This is a genomic window from Candidatus Planktophila sp., assembly GCF_036734405.1.
In the GTDB taxonomy this organism is placed as follows: domain Bacteria; phylum Actinomycetota; class Actinomycetes; order Nanopelagicales; family Nanopelagicaceae; genus Planktophila.
On record NZ_DAIMYR010000007.1, the window covers coordinates 1 to 14,217 of the forward strand.

26 protein-coding genes are annotated in these 14,217 nt (G+C 45.3%); all 26 read right to left on the reverse strand.

The features are described 5' to 3' along the window. The coding region (locus AC9UC2_RS07205) for a preprotein translocase subunit SecY (RefSeq protein ID WP_509526912.1) at nucleotides 1–454 on the reverse strand (454 nt) is incomplete at its 3' end. Between the two features lie 28 nt (nucleotides 455–482). Beyond that, entirely contained in the window at nucleotides 483–923 is a 441-nt protein-coding gene (gene rplO / locus AC9UC2_RS07210) for a 50S ribosomal protein L15 (protein ID WP_019851621.1), read from the reverse strand. A 2-nt stretch (nucleotides 924–925) separates the two neighbouring features. Then, the gene (gene rpmD, locus AC9UC2_RS07215) at nucleotides 926–1,108 is read right to left on the reverse strand and encodes a 50S ribosomal protein L30 (RefSeq protein ID WP_019851622.1); all 183 of its coding nucleotides are present in this window, start codon (nucleotides 1,106–1,108) and stop codon (nucleotides 926–928) included. Continuing rightward, a complete protein-coding gene (gene rpsE, locus AC9UC2_RS07220) occupies nucleotides 1,108–1,731 on the reverse strand; it encodes a 30S ribosomal protein S5 (RefSeq protein ID WP_019851623.1) in 624 nt (207 codons plus the stop codon). The genes rpmD and rpsE overlap by 1 nt, the downstream gene beginning before the upstream one ends. Further along, nucleotides 1,731–2,108: a 50S ribosomal protein L18 gene (gene rplR, locus AC9UC2_RS07225; RefSeq protein ID WP_019851624.1), complete on the reverse strand. Its 378-nt coding sequence runs from the start codon at nucleotides 2,106–2,108 to the stop codon at nucleotides 1,731–1,733. Before rplR ends, rpsE begins: the two co-directional genes overlap by 1 nt. Beyond that, nucleotides 2,108–2,647, reverse strand: coding sequence for a 50S ribosomal protein L6 (gene rplF, locus AC9UC2_RS07230; RefSeq protein WP_019851625.1), 540 nt, complete (start codon nucleotides 2,645–2,647; stop codon nucleotides 2,108–2,110). The genes rplR and rplF overlap by 1 nt, the downstream gene beginning before the upstream one ends. 4 nt (nucleotides 2,648–2,651) lie before the next feature. Next, nucleotides 2,652–3,056: a 30S ribosomal protein S8 gene (rpsH, locus tag AC9UC2_RS07235; protein WP_029016694.1), complete on the reverse strand. Its 405-nt coding sequence runs from the start codon at nucleotides 3,054–3,056 to the stop codon at nucleotides 2,652–2,654. 79 nt (nucleotides 3,057–3,135) lie between these two features. Then, the gene (locus tag AC9UC2_RS07240) at nucleotides 3,136–3,321 is read right to left on the reverse strand and encodes a type Z 30S ribosomal protein S14 (protein ID WP_095680237.1); all 186 of its coding nucleotides are present in this window, start codon (nucleotides 3,319–3,321) and stop codon (nucleotides 3,136–3,138) included. Nucleotides 3,322–3,336: 15 nt separating this feature from the next. Next, entirely contained in the window at nucleotides 3,337–3,894 is a 558-nt protein-coding gene (rplE, locus tag AC9UC2_RS07245) for a 50S ribosomal protein L5 (protein WP_019851627.1), read from the reverse strand. Beyond that, nucleotides 3,894–4,211, reverse strand: a complete 318-nt coding sequence (rplX, locus tag AC9UC2_RS07250) for a 50S ribosomal protein L24 (protein WP_095680235.1) — start codon at nucleotides 4,209–4,211, stop codon at nucleotides 3,894–3,896. Before rplX ends, rplE begins: the two co-directional genes overlap by 1 nt. Nucleotides 4,212–4,213: 2 nt before the next feature. Beyond that, nucleotides 4,214–4,582, reverse strand: coding sequence for a 50S ribosomal protein L14 (gene rplN, locus AC9UC2_RS07255; RefSeq protein ID WP_009612136.1), 369 nt, complete (start codon nucleotides 4,580–4,582; stop codon nucleotides 4,214–4,216). 9 nt (nucleotides 4,583–4,591) lie between these two features. Continuing rightward, nucleotides 4,592–4,876, reverse strand: a complete 285-nt coding sequence (rpsQ, locus tag AC9UC2_RS07260) for a 30S ribosomal protein S17 (protein WP_009612135.1) — start codon at nucleotides 4,874–4,876, stop codon at nucleotides 4,592–4,594. Next, nucleotides 4,873–5,088, reverse strand: coding sequence for a 50S ribosomal protein L29 (rpmC, locus tag AC9UC2_RS07265; protein ID WP_009612134.1), 216 nt, complete (start codon nucleotides 5,086–5,088; stop codon nucleotides 4,873–4,875). Before rpmC ends, rpsQ begins: the two co-directional genes overlap by 4 nt. Next, the gene (gene rplP / locus AC9UC2_RS07270) at nucleotides 5,088–5,501 is read right to left on the reverse strand and encodes a 50S ribosomal protein L16 (protein ID WP_019851629.1); all 414 of its coding nucleotides are present in this window, start codon (nucleotides 5,499–5,501) and stop codon (nucleotides 5,088–5,090) included. Before rplP ends, rpmC begins: the two co-directional genes overlap by 1 nt. Next, nucleotides 5,501–6,295: a 30S ribosomal protein S3 gene (rpsC, locus tag AC9UC2_RS07275; protein ID WP_019851630.1), complete on the reverse strand. Its 795-nt coding sequence runs from the start codon at nucleotides 6,293–6,295 to the stop codon at nucleotides 5,501–5,503. Before rpsC ends, rplP begins: the two co-directional genes overlap by 1 nt. After that, complete coding sequence (gene rplV, locus AC9UC2_RS07280; RefSeq protein WP_509526919.1) at nucleotides 6,296–6,874, reverse strand: 50S ribosomal protein L22; 579 nt, start codon at nucleotides 6,872–6,874, stop codon at nucleotides 6,296–6,298. Continuing rightward, entirely contained in the window at nucleotides 6,867–7,151 is a 285-nt protein-coding gene (gene rpsS, locus AC9UC2_RS07285) for a 30S ribosomal protein S19 (RefSeq protein ID WP_019851632.1), read from the reverse strand. Before rpsS ends, rplV begins: the two co-directional genes overlap by 8 nt. A gap of 14 nt (nucleotides 7,152–7,165) precedes the next feature. After that, on the reverse strand, nucleotides 7,166–7,999 hold the full coding sequence (rplB, locus tag AC9UC2_RS07290; RefSeq protein WP_019851633.1) for a 50S ribosomal protein L2: 834 nt from the start codon (nucleotides 7,997–7,999) through the stop codon (nucleotides 7,166–7,168). 39 nt (nucleotides 8,000–8,038) lie between these two features. Beyond that, nucleotides 8,039–8,332, reverse strand: coding sequence for a 50S ribosomal protein L23 (rplW, locus tag AC9UC2_RS07295; RefSeq protein ID WP_019851634.1), 294 nt, complete (start codon nucleotides 8,330–8,332; stop codon nucleotides 8,039–8,041). After that, nucleotides 8,329–9,006 carry a 50S ribosomal protein L4 gene (rplD, locus tag AC9UC2_RS07300; protein ID WP_445823527.1) on the reverse strand — a complete coding sequence of 226 codons (678 nt, stop codon included), beginning with the start codon at nucleotides 9,004–9,006 and terminating at the stop codon, nucleotides 8,329–8,331. Before rplD ends, rplW begins: the two co-directional genes overlap by 4 nt. Continuing rightward, nucleotides 9,006–9,701 carry a 50S ribosomal protein L3 gene (rplC, locus tag AC9UC2_RS07305; protein ID WP_509526922.1) on the reverse strand — a complete coding sequence of 232 codons (696 nt, stop codon included), beginning with the start codon at nucleotides 9,699–9,701 and terminating at the stop codon, nucleotides 9,006–9,008. Before rplC ends, rplD begins: the two co-directional genes overlap by 1 nt. 12 nt (nucleotides 9,702–9,713) lie before the next feature. Continuing rightward, a complete protein-coding gene (gene rpsJ / locus AC9UC2_RS07310) occupies nucleotides 9,714–10,022 on the reverse strand; it encodes a 30S ribosomal protein S10 (RefSeq protein WP_009611834.1) in 309 nt (102 codons plus the stop codon). A gap of 86 nt (nucleotides 10,023–10,108) precedes the next feature. Further along, nucleotides 10,109–11,302 (reverse strand): elongation factor Tu, encoded by a 1,194-nt coding sequence (tuf, locus tag AC9UC2_RS07315; RefSeq protein WP_029016696.1) that lies wholly within the window; start codon nucleotides 11,300–11,302, stop codon nucleotides 10,109–10,111. A 61-nt stretch (nucleotides 11,303–11,363) separates the two neighbouring features. Further along, nucleotides 11,364–13,466 carry an elongation factor G gene (gene fusA / locus AC9UC2_RS07320; RefSeq protein WP_509526925.1) on the reverse strand — a complete coding sequence of 701 codons (2,103 nt, stop codon included), beginning with the start codon at nucleotides 13,464–13,466 and terminating at the stop codon, nucleotides 11,364–11,366. Between the two features lie 29 nt (nucleotides 13,467–13,495). Beyond that, nucleotides 13,496–13,966, reverse strand: a complete 471-nt coding sequence (rpsG, locus tag AC9UC2_RS07325) for a 30S ribosomal protein S7 (protein ID WP_019851639.1) — start codon at nucleotides 13,964–13,966, stop codon at nucleotides 13,496–13,498. Next, on the reverse strand, nucleotides 13,966–14,217 hold a 252-nt coding region (gene rpsL / locus AC9UC2_RS07330), incomplete at its 5' end, for a 30S ribosomal protein S12 (RefSeq protein ID WP_509526928.1). The genes rpsL and rpsG, both read right to left, overlap by 1 nt.

Genomic DNA, 14,217 nt, shown 5'->3' on the forward strand with positions numbered 1-14,217 from the left:
CTGGAATAATTGGAAGTGCGCAATTAGGAAAAATTCGACCATCAATACGTGCAACTGCGATCAAGCCTGTTGATTGCAAAATTGCTAGGCCAATTGTTAAGTAACGTGTGTATTGAGTTAACTTAGCAGTTCCAGATTGTCCCTCTTTCTTTAATGCTTCAAATCGAGGGATAACCACAGTCAATAATTGAACAATGATTGATGCAGTGATGTAAGGCATGATTCCTAGTGCGAAAATGCTTAATTGAAGTAACGCACCACCGCTGAATAAGTTAATAAGTCCAAACAATCCACCAGTATCTGCAGTATTCAAACACTCCTGCACATTTACATAAGAAACACCAGGGGTTGGAACTACTGAACCTAATCGGAACAGCGCCATGATAGAAAGAGTGAAGATAATCTTCTTACGCAAATCAGGTGTCTTAAATGCCTTACCAAATGCTGCTAACAAGATGTCTCTCCTTTCTATCTATAACTTATTAAAGTGTCTTTGCAGATCCACCAGCAGCTGAAATCTTCGCAGTTGCCGATGATGAGAATGCATGGGCTAGCACAGTAACTTTGACAGAGATGTCGCCATTACCAAGCACCTTTACTGGATGGCCCTTACGAGCAGCACCCTTCTTTACTAAGTCCTCAACTGTTACATCTCCACCCTTTGGGTAAAGTGAGTTAATAGTTGAAATATTTACCGCCTGATACTCAACTCTTTCTGGATTCTTAAATCCGCGAAGTTTTGGCAGACGCATTACTAATGGCAGTTGACCACCCTCAAATCCAGCACGAACTACGTTACGTGCACGTGTTCCCTTGCCACCTCGTCCGGCAGTCTTTCCCTTTGAAGCCTCACCACGACCCTTACGAGTCTTAGCTTTTTTAGCTCCAGGAGCTGGACGTAAATGATGAACCTTTAGCACCATTGTTATTCAACCTCCTCAACTGCAATTAAATGACGCACGGAGTAAACCATGCCACGAATCTCTGGGCGATCTTCCTTAACTACTACATCACCGATTCGCTTCAAACCAAGTGAGCGAAGAGTGTTGCGTTGATCAGGAGGATTGCCAACCTTTGATCTAACTTGCGTAACTTTTAATCTTGGCATTAGGCACCTACCTTTACTTGCTCTGCAATCAAACGAGTAAGTGCTGCTGGTGCAACATCTTCTAGTGGGCGACCACGACGAGCTGCAATAGCGGTTGGGTTTTCCAACATTTTAAGTGCGGCTGCAGTTGCATGCACCATATTGATTGGATTTCCAGAACCTAAAGACTTAGTTAAAACATCGGTGATTCCTGCGCACTCAAGTACTGCACGAACTGGACCACCTGCGATTACACCAGTACCAGGAGAGGCTGGACGAAGCAAAATAACTCCGGCAGCTTTCTCGCCTTGAACTGGATGAGGAATAGTTCCATTAATCAATGGCACCTTAAAGAAATTCTTCTTGCCATCTTCAACTGCCTTAGCAATAGCTTGTGGAACCTCTTTGGCTTTGCCATATCCAACGCCAACCATTCCCTTGCCATCGCCAACGACAATTAATGCAGTAAAGGAGAAACGACGTCCACCCTTTACTACCTTGGCAACACGATTAATAAATACCACGCGCTCGGTGTATGGAGACTTCTCTTTTTGGAAATCACCATCACGACGCTCGCGCTTTTCACGACCGCCCTTTGGCTTATCCTCACGAGCACCGGTGTTAGTAGCTGGTGTACCGGCCATTAGAACTCCAATCCATTTGCACGAGCACTAGTTGCAACAGCTGCAACCCGGCCGTGGAACTTATTACCACCGCGGTCAAAGACCACGGCAGAAATTCCTTTTTCTTTCGCACGCTTAGCGATCAATTCGCCAACCTGTTTAGCTTTTGCAGTTTTATCACCAGCAAATGTGCGCATCTCCTTCTCCATAGTGGAGGCAGAAACCAAGGTGGCAGATTTTGAATCATCAACAATTTGCACAAACAAGTGACGTGCTGATCGTGAAACAACCAACCGAGGACGCTCTTGTGTACCAACTACTCGCTTACGCAAGCGGAAGTGACGACGGGCGCGGGCCTTAGTTGCTGAACCCTTAACGACTTTATATCCGATAGCCATTATTTCTTACCTGTCTTTCCTTGCTTGCGGCGAATACGTGCACCCTCTAAATGCAGACCCTTACCCTTATAAGGATCAGATTTACGAAGTTTTTGAATCTTGGCAGCAGTCTCACCAACTAATTGCTTGTTGATGCCAACAACTGTGATTTCAGTTGGGGAGTCAATTTTAAATGTGATTCCCTCATCAGCAATAAAGTTAATTGGGTGGCTATAGCCAAGAGCGAACTCTAAGTTTTTACCCTTAGCTGCAACCTTGTAACCAACGCCAACAATATTTATCTTCTTGCTATATCCCTTTGTTACACCCTCGATCATGTTTGAGATCATGGTGCGAGACATACCGTGAAGTGAACGTGCCTCACGTGTCTCATTTGGACGAGTGATTGTAAGAGTTGCACCCTCTTGCTTTGCGGCAATTGGTTCAGCAAGTACATGAGTCAATGTTCCCTTAGGACCTTTGACTGAAACTGATTGACCAGCAACATTTACCTCAACTCCAGATGGAATTGTGATTGGCATTTTTCCAATACGTGACATTAGATCACCATACGTAGGCGAGAACTTCTCCGCCTACACCTTGCTTATTGGCTTGCTTATCAGTCAGCAAACCAGAGGAGGTTGAAATAATTGCTACACCTAATCCACCTAACACCTTAGGAAGGGCGGTTGATTTTGCATAAACTCGAAGTCCTGGCTTTGAAACACGGCGAAGTCCTGCGATTGATCGCTCGCGGTTTGAACCAAACTTAAGATCTAAAACTAATGTTTTGCCAAACCCTGTTGGATTACTTTCAATATAAAAACCAGAGATATATCCCTCTTGTTTTAATATCTCAGCAATTCGAGCTTTAACCGAAGAAGAAGGCATTGAAACCTTCTCATGGTAAGCCGAGTTGGCGTTACGCAAACGTGCAAGCATGTCTGCGATCGGATCTGTCATTGTCATTACTTTGGCCTCTGGCCTTTCTCGAAATGGTTTCCGCAATTTTGCGGACCTGCTTCGTAGTTGATAGTTGGGTTTTGTATTACCAAGAAGCCTTGGTGATACCTGGTAACTCTCCGGCATGTGCCATTTCGCGGAAGCAAATACGGCAAATACCAAATTTTTGATAGACCGATTGAACGCGGCCACAACGTTGGCATCTTGTATAACCGCGCACCTTAAACTTTGGTTTACGGCTAGCTTTTACCTTCAGTGATGTCTTTGCCATTTGTTGTTGCCTCTCTTAATTTTCTCGGAAAGGGAAACCAAGTGCGCGAAGCAACTCTCTTCCCTCTTCGTCGGTTTTAGCAGTGGTAACTAAAGTGATATCCATTCCACGAGTTCGATCAATCTTGTCCTGTTCGATCTCTGGGAATACAACCTGCTCAGTTAAACCAAATGTGTAATTACCATTTCCATCAAATTGCTTTGGTGAAAGTCCACGGAAGTCGCGGATACGTGGCAATGCGATTGAAAGCAGGCGGTCGGTGAACTCCCACATACGATCATTACGAAGTGTTACGTGAGCACCAATTGGCATATTCTCACGCAATTTAAATTGAGCAATAGATTTACGCGAGCGAGTTACCTGCGGACGTTGTCCAGTAATTGTGGCAAGGTCGCGAATGGCACCTTCAATTAACTTTGAATCACGTGCAGCTTCGCCCACACCCATGTTCACAACAACTTTGGTAAGGGTTGGAATTTGCATCACATTTCTATAACCAAACTTGGCTTTAAGAGCTGGTGCAATCTCAGCTTTGTAACGTCCTTTAAGACGTGGTGCTAAATCAGTAGACATTACGCATCCTTTCCAGAACGGCGGGAGATGCGAACATTTTTGCCAGCATCATCTTTGCGAGCGCCAATTCGAGTTGCCTTGCCATCGCCATCTACCAACATCACATTGGATAGATGAATTGCAGATTCAACAGTGGTAATTCCGCCAACCTTCACACCACGGTCAGAGGTAGTTTCCTTGGTGTGACGCTTTACGCGGTTAACACCTTCAACTAAAACTCGTGCGCGGATGCGATCAACTGAAAGTACGGTGCCAGTTGTTCCCTTATCTTTTCCGGCAATTACCTGCACGGTATCGCCCTTACGAATGTTTGCCATTTTTATAGCACCTCCGGAGCAAGTGAAATAATTCGCATAAATCTCTTATCTCGAAGTTCGCGAGCAACTGGTCCGAAGATACGTGTGCCACGTGGCTCACCATCATCTTTAACAATTACTGCTGCATTCTCATCAAAACGAATATATGAACCATCAGCACGACGGTTCTCCTTTACGGTACGAACGATGACAGCTTTAACAACCTCACCCTTCTTAACCTGGCCACCAGGAATTGCATCCTTAACAGAGCAAACAATGATGTCGCCAATACCTGCATAGCGACGTGATGAGCCACCGAGCACTCGGATGCAAAGTAATTCCTTTGCGCCAGTGTTATCGGCAACGCGTAAGCGCGACTCTTGTTGAATCATTTTTGCCCCTTACTTGGCCTTCTCAAGAATCTCAACCACACGCCAGCGCTTTGTTGCTGACAGTGGACGAGTCTCCATGATTAAAACGCGATCGCCGATGCCAGCTGAGTTGCTTTCATCGTGAGCTTTTAACTTGCGAGAGCGAGTCAAAACTTTGCTGTACATGCCGTGCTTGATTCGATCTTGAATTGAAACCACAACAGTTTTATCCATCTTGTCGCTAGTAACAATTCCCTCACGGGTTTTACGGAATGGACGCTCTACAGAGTTAGCTGATGCTTTTTCTTTACTCATGCGCTCACTCCAATCCCTAGTTCACGTTCACGTAAAATTGTGTAAATCCGGGCAATCTCTTTACGCACAGCGGTTAATCGACCGTGGTTTTCTAATTGGCCAGTTGCTGCTTGGAAGCGAAGGTTGAATAACTCTTCCTTAGCCTCACGTAGCTTCTCATTCAACTCATCAGTTGAACTAGCGCGTAATGTTTCAGCAGTAGTCGTTGACATTAGAACTCCTCTCGGCGAACAACTCGGCACTTCATTGGCAACTTGTGCATCGCACGAGTCATAGCCTCAGTTGCGACCGCCTCGGTTACACCTGAAATTTCAAACATAACTCGACCTGGTTTAACATTTGCAATCCACCACTCAGGTGAGCCTTTACCAGAACCCATACGAGTTTCAGCAGGCTTCTTTGTTAATGGACGATCTGGATAAATATTGATCCAAACCTTTCCACCACGCTTGATGTGACGTGTCATTGCAATACGAGCCGCTTCAATTTGGCGGTTAGTTACATATGCTGGCTCCATCGCTTGCACGCCGTAATCACCAAAGGCAACTGCAGTTCCGCCCTTTGATTTTCCAGCACGCTTTGGATGGTGTTGTTTACGATGCTTAACTCGACGTGGAATTAACATTAGTTAGCTCCGCTCTCAGTTGGTGTTGCAGCAGAATCAGCTGCAGCAGCACGCTCGGCAACAGTTGTAGTTGTTACCTCACCACGTGGGGCGCGAGGTGCTCGGTTTGTACGATTTGGCTTTGGAGCTTTTGCTGCAGCTAAAGCTGAAGCAGCACGCTCGGCGCGAGATTCAATAACCTCACCCTTATAAATCCAAACCTTAACTCCCAGGCGACCAAATGTTGTGTGAGCCTCTGCAAAACCGTAATCAATATCAGCGCGCAGTGTATGTAGTGGAACTCTTCCTTCACGGTAGAACTCAGAACGGCTCATTTCAGCTCCGCCCAAACGACCACCACATTGAACTCGAATTCCCTCAGCTCCTGCCTTCAATGCAGTTTGCATTCCCTTACGCATCGCACGACGGAATGAAACACGAGCTGCTAATTGCTCAGCAATTCCTTGTGCTACTAATTGTGCATCAGTTTCTGGATTTTTAACCTCAAGAATATTTAACTGAACCTGCTTACCAGTTAGGTTTTCTAGATCAATTCGAAGCTTGTCTGCCTCTTGACCGCGACGACCAATCACAATTCCCGGACGTGCGGTGAATAGATCAATTCGAACCTTTTCACGAGTTCGCTCAATTTCAATTTTAGATACGCCAGCTCTCTCCATCTTCTTAGCCATAAGCTTTCGAATCAGGATGTCCTCTTTTACATAGGCACCGTAAAGTTTGTCGGCATACCAACGTGATTTAAAATCAGTGGTAATTCCAAGACGGAAGCCGTGTGGATTTATTTTTTGACCCATTTACTCGGCCTTCCCTTTAGATGCAGCCTTTTTGGCTGGTGCTTTTTTAGCAGTTGCCTTCTTGGCGGCTGCCTTCTTTGCTGCTGGCTTATCAGGTAATGAATCAGCTGCCTTAGTTGGCGCTGGTGCATCTGCAATAACCGCTGGCTTTCTTTGTGCCTTTGGCTTTTGCATCTGAGAAGCTTTTAAATTCTTATTTACCCGAAGATTCTTATCATCAGATAGCACCAGGCTTACCTGAGATGATCTCTTGTTAATTGCAAAGCCGCGGCCTTGCGCACGTGGTCGGTATCGCTTCATGGTGAAGCCCTCATCAACTAATGCTTCAACAATCCAAAGTTCAGAGGCATCACGAAGTGATGGATTCTTTTGCTTGGCGTTAGCTACAGCCGAAGCTATTAATGAATAAATCGCAGCGCCTAGCTCTGGTTGGTTAGCAAACTTCATCATGTTAAGTGCTTCATCTGCGCGCTTGCCGCGAACAAGATTTACAACTCGACGTGCTTTTTGTGGTGTGGCACGGAAATCACGAAGCACAGCCCGTGAAATTAATGCGGAAGTAGTATCGATGTTACTCACTTACTACCGCCTTTCCATCAGCACGAGAGTGACCTTTGAAGGTACGAGTTGGTGAAAACTCACCAAGCTTGTGACCGATCATCGCTTCAGTAACAAAAACTGGCACATGCTTGCGGCCATCATGAACAGCAATGGTGTGACCAATCATGTCTGGGGTAATCATTGAGCGACGTGACCAAGTCTTAATAACATTTTTAGTGTTCTTCTCATTTTGATCAGCTACCTTTTTAGATAGATGAAGATCAACGAAAGGACCCTTCTTTAAACTGCGTGGCATCTTAAGATCCCCCCTTATCTCTTCTTATTGGACTTGCGTCGACGGATAATTAATGAATCACTAGCTTTCTTTTTGCGAGTGCGCTTTTCAGGAAGACCCCAAGGAGAAACTGGGTGACGACCACCAGATGTTTTACCTTCGCCACCACCATGTGGGTGATCAACTGGGTTCATAACTACACCACGAACAGATGGGCGCTTGCCCTTCCATCGCATGCGTCCTGCTTTTCCATAATTTCTATTTGATTGCTCGGCATTTCCAACTGTGCCAACAGTGGCACGGCAGCGAACATCAACATTTCTAATTTCACCTGATGGCATACGAAGTTGTGCGTATGGTCCATCCTTTGCAACTAACTGAACTGCAGATCCAGCAGAGCGACCAATCTTGGCGCCACCACCTGGGCGAAGCTCAATTGCATGAATCATTGTTCCAACTGGAATATTACGAAGTGGCAGGTTATTGCCAGGCTTAATATCAGCAGATGCTCCATTTTCAATTGGTGCACCTTGAGTTAAACCATCTGGTGCGATGATGTAACGCTTCTCGCCATCGGCAAAGTGAAGTAATGCAATATTTGCAGTTCGGTTTGGATCGTATTCAATTTGGGCAACCTTTGCTGGAATGCCATCTTTATCATTACGAACAAAATCAATTAAGCGATAGGCGCGCTTATGTCCGCCACCTTGATGGCGCATAGTTACTCGGCCAGTTGCATTTCGGCCACCCTTGGAATTAATTGGGCGAACTAAAGATTTCTCTGGCTTTTGACGAGTGATCTCTTCAAAATCAGGAACGCTTGCTCCGCGCTGACCAGGTGTGGTCGGCTTGAGATTACGCAGTGCCATTTATCTTCTCCCTATTCCTTATTAAGTCCCAATCCCCCGTTAGGAGACTGGTCCTCCAAAGATGTCGATCCGTTGTCCGGCTGCCACATGCACAATCGCACGCTTTGTATCTTTACGCTTTCCAAAACCGATTGCAGTTCGCTTGCGCTTACCCTCACGGTTCATGGTGTTAACACTTAATACCTTTACATTAAATACCTTCTCAACAGCGATCTTGATCTCTGTCTTGTTGGCATCCGGTGCTACTAAGAATGTGTACTTATTGCCATCTAGCAATGAGTAAGACTTCTCAGAAACTACTGGTGCTAGTAATACATCGCGATAGTTTTTCATGCAGATACTCCTACTTCACTCTCGCGGGCAACAGCTGTTGCACCTTTGCCAGTTGCAGGACCTGCAATAAAGTCACGAAGAGCGCCCTCTGAGAAGATCACATCATCAGAGACCAAAACATCGTAGGCATTTAATTGATCATTAACGATTAGATGTAGATCATCATGATTTCTAAGCGCAAGCCAAGCTGCATTCTCAGTTCGTGATAAGACAACTAACAAATTCTTACGATCAGAAAATTGGCGAACTGCAGTAATGGCAGCCTTAGTTGTAGTTGCCTCCACAATTCCACTAACTGCATGGATGCGGGATGCGCGTTGGCGATCAGATAGAACACCCTTAAGCGCTGCTGCAATCATTTTCTTTGGTGTGCGTTGGTCATACTTACGAGGTACTGGACCATGTGCTACTCCACCATGACGTTGGTTTGGTGAACGAGTTGAACCCTGACGAGCACGACCTGTTCCCTTTTGTTTAAATGGCTTCTTTCCACCACCAGAAACCTCACCACGATTTTTAGTCTTATGAGTTCCAGCTCTAGCTGCAGCTAATTGTGCAACTACTACTTGGTGAATCAATGGCACATTTGCCTGCACATCAAATATTGCTGCTGGCAGATCAATTGAACCAGTTGCTTTACCTGAAATATCTTTTACTTCAATTTTCAATGACATTAGGCACCAACCTTTGTATTAACAGTTTCAGCTGCAGTCATCTTTGCTGCTGTGCGAATAAATACTGTGGCACCAATTGCACCTGGTACTGATCCACGAACTAATATCTTGTTGGTTGCAGCATCAACTGAGTGAACCAAAAGATTTTGAGTAGTAACAGTGTCAATACCCATTCGGCCCATCATGCGCTTGCCCTTAAATACACGTCCTGGCGTAGTTCGGTTACCGATAGATCCTGACATGCGGTGTTTCTTATCAACACCGTGCGCAGCACCAATTCCGGAGAAACCATGGCGCTTCATAACACCAGCAGTTCCCTTACCTTTTGATGTACCAGTGGCATCAACAATCTCACCAGCTGCAAATACATCTGCCTTTAACTCTTGTCCTACTGAATAACCCTCAGTTGATGAGATGCGAAGTTCAGCAACATCTGCTCTTGGTGTTACGCCAGCCTTTGCGAACTGTCCAGCAAGTGGCTTTGAAATTTTACGTGGCTCAATCCCACCAAATGCTAATTGCACAGCGGTGTAGCCATCTTTTTCCAGCGTACGAATTTGAGTGACCACACATGGGCCTGCCTCAATTACAGTTACTGGCACAATTTTATTTTGGGAATCAAAAACTTGAGTCATGCCCAGCTTCGTACCCAAGATGCCTTTAATGGCAGATGATCTTGATTGCGTAGTTGTCATTTTTATATTCCCTTAGAGCTTGATCTCAATGTCAACGCCAGCTGGTAAATCAAGACGCATCAATGAATCAACAGTTTTAGGTGTTGGATCGATGATGTCGATTAGGCGCTTATGGGTGCGCATCTCAAAGTGCTCGCGGCTATCTTTATATTTGTGTGGAGAGCGAATAACACAATATGTGTTTTTCTCAGTAGGCAGCGGAACAGGGCCTGCGACGGTAGCACCAGTGCGCTCAACAGTTTCAACGATTTTCTTCGCTGAAGTGTCAATCACCTCATGGTCATACGCCTTAAGCCTAATGCGGATCTTTTGTCCGGCCATTTTGCTTCTCCTTCTTCTTTACTAGGTAAATCTTTTTAGTTATTTCTGGGCCACATATTTCAGCAGCCCAGAAATAATTCTTTTTTTTACTTAACGATCTTTGTTACGCGACCTGCACCAACGGTGCGGCCACCTTCACGGATCGCAAAGCGAAGTCCCTCTTCCATCGCAACTGGCTGAATTAGAGTTACAGTCATAGCGGTGTTATCGCCAGGCATAACCATTTCAGTACCAGAAGGAAGTGTTACAACGCCAGTTACGTCAGTTGTACGGAAGTAGAACTGAGGACGGTAGTTGTTAAAGAATGGTGTGTGACGACCACCCTCATCCTTTGAAAGGATGTATGCAGAGGCTTCGAAATCTGTGTGAGGTGTAATTGATCCAGGCTTACAAACAACCTGACCACGCTCAACATCTTCACGCTTAGTTCCACGAAGAAGTAGACCAACGTTTTCGCCGGCCTGACCCTCATCAAGTAATTTACGGAACATTTCAACGCCAGTAACAATTGTCTTTTGTGCATCTGGGCGGATACCAACGATTTCAACCTCTTCGTTGACCTTAACAATTCCGCGCTCGATACGACCAGTAACAACAGTTCCGCGACCAGTAATTGTGAATACATCTTCTACTGGCATTAGGAATGGCTTATCAGTCTCACGCTCTGGTTGTGGAATGAAGTTATCAACTTGATTCATCAACTCAAGCAATGCATCTACCCACTTCTGGTCACCCTCTAGTGCCTTAAGTGCTGAGATGCGAACGATTGGGGTTGTATCTCCTGGGAACTCATACTTGTTTAGAAGTTCACGAACTTCCATTTCAACAAGCTCAAGAATTTCAGCATCATCAACCATGTCTGACTTGTTTAATGCAACAACGATTGAAGGAACGCCTACCTGACGAGCAAGTAGTACGTGCTCCTTAGTTTGTGGCATTGGACCATCAGTTGCAGCTACTACCAAAATTGCGCCGTCCATCTGTGCTGCACCAGTGATCATGTTCTTGATGTAGTCAGCGTGTCCTGGACAGTCAACGTGTGCGTAGTGACGCTTCTCTGTTTGGTACTCAATGTGTGCGATAGAAATAGTAATACCGCGTTGACGCTCTTCTGGCGCCTTATCAATTTGATCAAAATTCATCAGCGGATTTACATCCGGGAACTTGTCATGAAGCACCTTGGAAATTGCCGCAGTAAGAGTTGTCTTACCGTGGTCAATGTGACCGATGGTGCCGATGTTTACGTGCGGTTTGGTCCGCTCGAACTTCGCCTTTGTCACTTTTTCCTCCTGTTTTAGCTGTTAGTAGTTATTTCGGATTTTCGCTCTGGTCGTTGCGGTTTTACTCGCCGCGAACCTTCGCAATGATTTCTTTCGATACCGCTTGTGGAACTTCGGCATACGAATCAAATTGCATGCTGTAGCTCGCGCGACCTTGTGTCCTGCTGCGAAGATCTCCGACGTAGCCGAACATCTCTGACAGTGGCACTGTTGCCTTAACAATCCGGGCACCTGACCGCTCATCCATGGCCAAGATTTGACCACGACGACTATTGATGTCGCCGATGACATCACCCATGAAATCTTCAGGGGTAATAACTTCAACCGACATAACTGGTTCCAGCAGAACAGGACCAGCAAGTTTTGCTGCTTCCTTAAATGCTGCGATTCCAGCAATCTTGAAGGCCAACTCTGATGAGTCAACATCATGGTAAGCGCCATCAAGAAGAGTTACTTTCACATCAACTAATGGATAACCAGCAAGTGGTCCACTAGCGAGTGCTTCCTGGCAACCATCATCAACAGATGGGATGTACTCCTTAGGAATACGACCGCCAGTGATCTTATTTACGAATTCATAAGGATTTTCAGAACCAGTTGGAAGTGGCTCTACTGAAATCTGAATCTTTGCAAACTGTCCAGAACCACCAGATTGCTTCTTGTGGGTGTAGTCATAACGAGAAACAGTTTTACGAAGTGTCTCGCGGTATGCCACCTGTGGCTTACCAACATTTGCCTCTACTTTAAATTCGCGCTTCATACGATCAACCAAAATTTCTAAGTGAAGCTCACCCATTCCAGAAATAATTGTCTGGCCGGTTTCTTCATCTGACTTAACATGGAAGGTTGGATCTTCTTCGGCTAATGATTGAATTGCAACGCCAAGCTTTTCTTGATCTGCCTTGGTCTTAGGTTCAATTGCTACTGAGATAACTGGAGCTGGGAAATCCATTGATTCTAGAATTACTGGTTTATCAACATCACACAATGTTTCACCGGTGGTGGTGTCCTTAAGACCCATAACCGCAATAATCATTCCGGCGCCGGCTGACTCCATCTCCTCACGCTTGTTAGCGTGCATCTGATAGATCTTTCCAATTCTTTCTTTTCTATCTTTAGTTGAGTTAAGTACTGCAGTTCCAGCTGATAATGAGCCGGAGTAAATCCGAACGAAGGTTAATTTACCTAGATGGGGATCTCGCATAATTTTAAAAGCAAGGGCTGAGAATGGCTCATCATTTTTTGGTTGGCGCTCAACCTCAACAGTTGGGTCACCTTGTTTGTGTCCAACAATTGCCTTTACATCAAGTGGGCTTGGTAGGTAACGATTTACCGCATCAAGCATTGGCTGCACACCCTTGTTCTTAAATGCAGAACCAGTAAGAACTGGTGTTGCCTTATCTGCAAGGGTTGCGCGACGGATTCCAGCAATAATCTCTTCTTCAGTTAACTCAGCACCCTCTAGGTACTTCTCCATTACTGTGTCATCGCAATCAGCAAGAGTCTCTAGTAATTCATGACGAGCTTGTTTTGCCTTCTCAACTAAATTAGCTGGGATCTCTTCAATTAAATAATCTTCACCTTTTTTAGTCTCGCCCGGCCAAACAAGTGCCTTCATTGCAATTAAATCTACAAGGCCAGAAAAATCACCTTCGGCGCCAATTGGAATCTGTAGTACTAATGGTGTGGCATTAAGACGAGATTTGATCATATCTACACAGCGATCAAATGATGCACCGGTTCGATCTAGCTTGTTAACAAAACAAATACGAGGAACGTTGTAACGATCTGCCTGACGCCAAACTGTTTCAGATTGTGGCTCAACACCAGCAACGCCATCAAATACTGCAACTGCGCCATCTAGAACTCGAAGGGAGCGCTCTACCTCAACAGTGAAATCTACGTGGCCAGGTGTATCAATGATGTTAATCATGTGATCTTTCCAATGGCAGGTAGTTGCTGCAGATGTAATAGTGATACCGCGCTCTTGCTCTTGCTCCATCCAGTCCATAGTGGCTGCGCCTTCATGAACCTCACCAATTTTGTAATTGATTCCGGTGTAGAAAAGAATTCGCTCAGTTGTCGTAGTTTTACCCGCGTCAATGTGAGCCATGATTCCAATATTGCGAACCTTGGCTAGATCAATTGCGGTTGCAACTGTCATTTTCTTCTCTTCTCCCGTTTTCTCTTTTATTACCAGCGATAGTGAGCAAACGCCTTGTTTGCTTCAGCCATCTTGTGGGTGTCTTCGCGCTTTTTAACTGCTGCGCCTAAGCCATTGCTGGCATCAATTAATTCATTTCCTAATCGCTCAGCCATTGACTTCTCACGGCGCTCTCTTGAATTATCAACAATCCAACGAAGGCCAAGAGCTAATGCTCTAGCTGGCTTTACCTCAACTGGTACTTGGTAAGTAGCTCCACCAACACGGCGGGAGCGAACCTCAACAGTTGGCTTTACGTTATCTAATGCTCGCTTTAAAACAATTACTGGATCGCCACTTGTTTTTGCGCGGCAGCTCTCAAGTGCACCATAAACAATAGCTTCAGCAGTTGATCGCTTGCCATGCATCAAAATCTTATTAATTAAAGATGTAACGACAGGAGAGCTGTATACAGGATCTGCAACAACTGGGTCTTTTGCAACCGGGCCTTTACGTGGCATTACTTCTTCTCCTTCTTTGCACCATAACGTGAACGTGATTGCTTACGATCTTTAACACCTTGGGTATCAAGGGAACCACGAACAATTTTGTAACGAACACCAGGTAGATCTTTAACACGGCCACCACGAACTAAAACGATTGAGTGCTCTTGCAAGTTATGTCCTTCACCAGGAATGTATGCAGTAACTTCCATGCCACTTGTTAGACGTACACGTGCAACTTTACGAAGCGCAGAGTTTGGCTTCTTAGG

What these genes read in the sequence shown, in the direction of transcription:
- rplW (WP_019851634.1), bottom strand. Translation starts at nt 8,332, where the DNA reads ATGAAAAACTATCGCGATGTATTACTAGCACCAGTAGTTTCTGAGAAG.
- rplP (WP_019851629.1), bottom strand. Translation starts at nt 5,501, where the DNA reads ATGTTAATTCCACGTCGAGTTAAGCATCGTAAACAACACCATCCAAAG.
- rpsQ (WP_009612135.1), bottom strand. Translation starts at nt 4,876, where the DNA reads ATGAGTAAAGAAAAAGCATCAGCTAACTCTGTAGAGCGTCCATTCCGT.
- rpsJ (WP_009611834.1), bottom strand. Translation starts at nt 10,022, where the DNA reads ATGGCCGGACAAAAGATCCGCATTAGGCTTAAGGCGTATGACCATGAG.
- rplR (WP_019851624.1), bottom strand. Translation starts at nt 2,108, where the DNA reads ATGGCTATCGGATATAAAGTCGTTAAGGGTTCAGCAACTAAGGCCCGC.
- rplC (WP_509526922.1), bottom strand. Translation starts at nt 9,701, where the DNA reads ATGACAACTACGCAATCAAGATCATCTGCCATTAAAGGCATCTTGGGT.
- rplD (WP_445823527.1), bottom strand. Translation starts at nt 9,006, where the DNA reads ATGTCATTGAAAATTGAAGTAAAAGATATTTCAGGTAAAGCAACTGGT.
- rpsC (WP_019851630.1), bottom strand. Translation starts at nt 6,295, where the DNA reads ATGGGTCAAAAAATAAATCCACACGGCTTCCGTCTTGGAATTACCACT.
- rplF (WP_019851625.1), bottom strand. Translation starts at nt 2,647, where the DNA reads ATGTCACGTATTGGAAAAATGCCAATCACAATTCCATCTGGAGTTGAG.
- rpmC (WP_009612134.1), bottom strand. Translation starts at nt 5,088, where the DNA reads ATGTCAACGACTACTGCTGAAACATTACGCGCTAGTTCAACTGATGAG.
- rpsS (WP_019851632.1), bottom strand. Translation starts at nt 7,151, where the DNA reads ATGCCACGCAGTTTAAAGAAGGGTCCTTTCGTTGATCTTCATCTATCT.
- rplB (WP_019851633.1), bottom strand. Translation starts at nt 7,999, where the DNA reads ATGGCACTGCGTAATCTCAAGCCGACCACACCTGGTCAGCGCGGAGCA.
- rpsE (WP_019851623.1), bottom strand. Translation starts at nt 1,731, where the DNA reads ATGGCCGGTACACCAGCTACTAACACCGGTGCTCGTGAGGATAAGCCA.
- rplX (WP_095680235.1), bottom strand. Translation starts at nt 4,211, where the DNA reads ATGGCAAACATTCGTAAGGGCGATACCGTGCAGGTAATTGCCGGAAAA.
- rplE (WP_019851627.1), bottom strand. Translation starts at nt 3,894, where the DNA reads ATGTCTACTGATTTAGCACCACGTCTTAAAGGACGTTACAAAGCTGAG.
- rpsG (WP_019851639.1), bottom strand. Translation starts at nt 13,966, where the DNA reads ATGCCACGTAAAGGCCCGGTTGCAAAAGACCCAGTTGTTGCAGATCCT.
- AC9UC2_RS07240 (WP_095680237.1), bottom strand. Translation starts at nt 3,321, where the DNA reads ATGGCAAAGACATCACTGAAGGTAAAAGCTAGCCGTAAACCAAAGTTT.
- rplN (WP_009612136.1), bottom strand. Translation starts at nt 4,582, where the DNA reads ATGATTCAACAAGAGTCGCGCTTACGCGTTGCCGATAACACTGGCGCA.
- rplO (WP_019851621.1), bottom strand. Translation starts at nt 923, where the DNA reads ATGGTGCTAAAGGTTCATCATTTACGTCCAGCTCCTGGAGCTAAAAAA.
- rpsH (WP_029016694.1), bottom strand. Translation starts at nt 3,056, where the DNA reads ATGACAATGACAGATCCGATCGCAGACATGCTTGCACGTTTGCGTAAC.
- rpmD (WP_019851622.1), bottom strand. Translation starts at nt 1,108, where the DNA reads ATGCCAAGATTAAAAGTTACGCAAGTTAGATCAAAGGTTGGCAATCCT.
- fusA (WP_509526925.1), bottom strand. Translation starts at nt 13,466, where the DNA reads ATGACAGTTGCAACCGCAATTGATCTAGCCAAGGTTCGCAATATTGGA.